At 53.2% G+C, this 3,080-nt stretch carries 5 protein-coding genes; all 5 read right to left on the bottom strand.

The window, feature by feature from the left end; all coding sequences use genetic code 11:
• The coding region (locus tag BLP78_RS14945; protein ID WP_176752890.1) for a cytochrome c oxidase subunit 3 at positions 1-223 on the bottom strand (223 nt) is incomplete at its 3' end.
• Positions 224-255: 32 nt separating this feature from the next.
• Positions 256-462 (bottom strand): DUF2970 domain-containing protein, encoded by a 207-nt coding sequence (locus tag BLP78_RS14940; protein ID WP_072769003.1) that lies wholly within the window; start codon positions 460-462, stop codon positions 256-258.
• Complete coding sequence (locus BLP78_RS14935; protein ID WP_025042263.1) at positions 459-1,016, bottom strand: cytochrome c oxidase assembly protein; 558 nt, start codon at positions 1,014-1,016, stop codon at positions 459-461. Before BLP78_RS14935 ends, BLP78_RS14940 begins: the two co-directional genes overlap by 4 nt.
• Before the next feature lie 119 nt (positions 1,017-1,135).
• The gene (gene ctaD / locus BLP78_RS14930; protein WP_090460536.1) at positions 1,136-2,728 is read right to left on the bottom strand and encodes a cytochrome c oxidase subunit I; all 1,593 of its coding nucleotides are present in this window, start codon (positions 2,726-2,728) and stop codon (positions 1,136-1,138) included.
• 16 nt (positions 2,729-2,744) lie between these two features.
• Positions 2,745-3,080 (bottom strand): c-type cytochrome (locus BLP78_RS14925; RefSeq protein WP_143002981.1); only part of this gene is annotated, 336 nt, incomplete at its 5' end.

Below are 3,080 nucleotides of genomic sequence, written 5' to 3'. Positions count from 1 at the left end.
GCTTATTGAACTTGCCGCTCTCGCTTTCCCGCGCCACGGTGCGAAACCAGCCGAACAGCATGTAGAAGAGTATGGCAAAACCCAATGTCAGCATCGCGTAGCCCACCGGCATCTTGTTGACCGAGAACGCCGCGCCAAACCCCATGAAAAACAATGCTATCGACCCGGTCATAGGCCAGGTCGATGGCGCTGGAACGTAATAATTGCTTCCTTCCTGGCTCATGCTCTTTCTCCTGCTTGTAATTGATTAATTTTCTATGTCACAAACTTAACTAGCAACACCAAGGCTAATACAAACACCGCGGCACCAATAATTCCCCCGATTACCACCTGCGCCGGAGTCAACGAACTTGCATCCATTTCGAGATCGCTTTTTTTGCGAACACCGAAGAAAGCCCAGGATACTGCCTTTGCAACCTGCAAAAAAGTCGCCTTTTTCGGTTTTGTGCTGTCGTCCTTCAACCTTTATCGACTTCGCTTTTCGTATTCGCAGCCTGGTCGACTCCAATTTCAAAAAAGGTGTACGAAATAGTAACGGTATTCACATCTGTTGGAAGTCCAGGTTCTATCATAAATTGAACCGGCATCTGCCGTGTCTCATTGGGCTTCATTACCTGTTTGCTGAAACAGAAGCACTCAAGTTTCTTCAGATGTTTGACCAGCAGCATCGGACTGTAGCTGGGTATCGCCTGACCGCTGATTTCCCGATTGGAGTTATTTGTAACTTCGTACATTACCTCCACCAATTCGCCGGGATGTACACGCAGACTGGATTGCAGGGATTTGAACTGCCAAGGCAGCCCACGTGTATTGGCGTCTAGTTCGACCGTTACCCAACGGGCGGTATCTACTTGCGAGTTCTCCGTAAGCGTATCCGCCTGCAAAAGATTATTGAGTCCCGTCACGTCGCAAATCTTCTCGTAAAACGGAACCAACGCGAAGCCGAAAACGAACATGACCACTGAAAAAATCAGTAGCTTCTTCATTATTACGGTATTTGCTTGGATTACGCTCATTGCCAGTTTTTTACGATAACCGTTACAAAAATAGCTACGGCGATTGCCAGCAGAAACAGCGCTGTTCTAATTGCCCCGCGCCTTCTCTCTGCATTGTTCGTCACGTTCCGCTCCTGTTCCTACTTGATGACCGGCGGCGTTACAAAGCTATGGTATGGCGCAGGGGACGGCAATGTCCACTCCAGCGAGGTCGCACCTTCCCAAGGTTTTGCCGGCGCTTTTGCACCTCCACGAATGCACTTCAGCACTACGTAAAGGAACAGTAACTGGCTAAGGCCGAAACCAAATGCGCCTATGCTGGAAATCATGTTGAAATCGGCGAATTGGAGTGCGTAGTCGGGAATACGACGCGGCATGCCCGCCAACCCCAGGAAATGCTGCACAAAGAATGTGAGGTTGAAAAAGATCATCGACAACCAGAAATGCCATTTACCCAGCGTCTCGTCGTACATATGCCCGGTCCATTTCGGCAGCCAGTAATAGGCTCCGCCGAATATTCCGAACAGCGCACCCGATACCAGCACATAGTGGAAGTGTGCAATCACATAGTAGGTGTCCTGTACCTGGACATCGATCGGCACGATCGCACACACGACTCCGCTGAACCCACCAAGAGTGAACAGAAAAACGAAGCCAATGGCGAAAAGCATGGGTGTTTCGAAGGTCATGGAACCGCGCCACATGGTGGCGGTCCAGTTGAACACTTTCACGCCGGTCGGAACTGCGATCAGCATGGTGGCGTACATGAAAAACAGCTGTCCGGTCACCGGCATGCCGGCGGTGAACATGTGATGAGCCCAAACGATGCAGGACAGGATGGCGATCGAGGCGGTGGCATACACCATCGAGGAATAGCCGAATAACGGCTTGCGCGCAAAGGCCGGGATAATTTCGGAGACGATGCCGAATGCCGGCAATATCATGATGTACACCTCGGGGTGGCCGAAGAACCAGAAGATATGCTGGAACATCACCGGATCACCGCCGCCTGCTGCATTGAAGAAGTTGGTGCCGAAGTTGCGATCCGTCAGCAGCATGGTAACCGCCCCCGCCAGCACCGGCATCACCAGAACCAGAAGGTAGGCGGTGATGAGCCAGGTCCATACGAACATCGGCATTTTCATCAATGTCATGCCAGGCGCCCGCATGTTGAGGATGGTCGTGATGATGTTGATTGACCCCATGATGGACGAAGCGCCCATGATATGGATGGCGAAAATCGCCATGTCCATGCCCATGCCCATCTGTACCGACAGCGGCGGATAAATCGTCCAACCACCGGCAGGCGCGCCGCCCGGCACGAAGAACGAGGTCAGCAGCAACAACGCCGCCGGGGGCAATAGCCAGAAACTCCAGTTGTTCATGCGCGCAAAAGCCATGTCGGGCGCCCCGATCATCATCGGCACCTGCCAATTGGCAAAGCCGACGAACGCCGGCATGATGGCCCCGAATATCATTATCAGGCCGTGCATGGTCGTCAACTGGTTAAAAAACTCCGGATTGACGATCTGTATGCCGGGCTGGAAGAGCTCGGCGCGGATAGTCAGCGCCATCACGCCCCCGGTCAGGAACATCAGAAAACTGAACCACAGATACATCGTGCCGATGTCTTTGTGGTTAGTGGTCATCAACCAGCGCATCATGCCGCTGGGATGATGATCGTGAGCGTCGTGTGCGTCGTGCGGAACGTCGTGATCGTGTACTGCTGCCATGGTGTCCTCCTTGATGCTATTTTCTGAACTGGTTGATTTCCGATGGCTGCACCACGTCTCCTGCGGTATTCCCCCAGGCATTACGTTCGTAGGTGACCACCGCCGCGATTTGTACATCCGACAGGTGCTTGAATGCAGCCATTGCCGTGCCGGTCTTGCCATTCATGACAATGTCGACATGGCCGGCCTTGGGACCGTTGGCGATCTTCGAGCCGTCCAGCGCGGCAAAGGTCCCGGGTATGCCCTGGCCATTGGCCTGATGGCAGGCAACACAGTTGGCGGCATAGACTTTCTCGCCTTCGGCTTTCAGTTCTTCCGCCGTAAATACTTTGTTCACGTCCTCGGTCGCCGC

Origin of the sequence: Nitrosospira sp. Nsp1, from assembly GCF_900100985.1 — a bacterium.
Lineage (GTDB): Bacteria > Pseudomonadota > Gammaproteobacteria > Burkholderiales > Nitrosomonadaceae > Nitrosospira.
The sequence above is the reverse complement of the archived record's forward strand: the minus strand, read 5'-3'. Positions and strand labels throughout refer to the sequence as shown.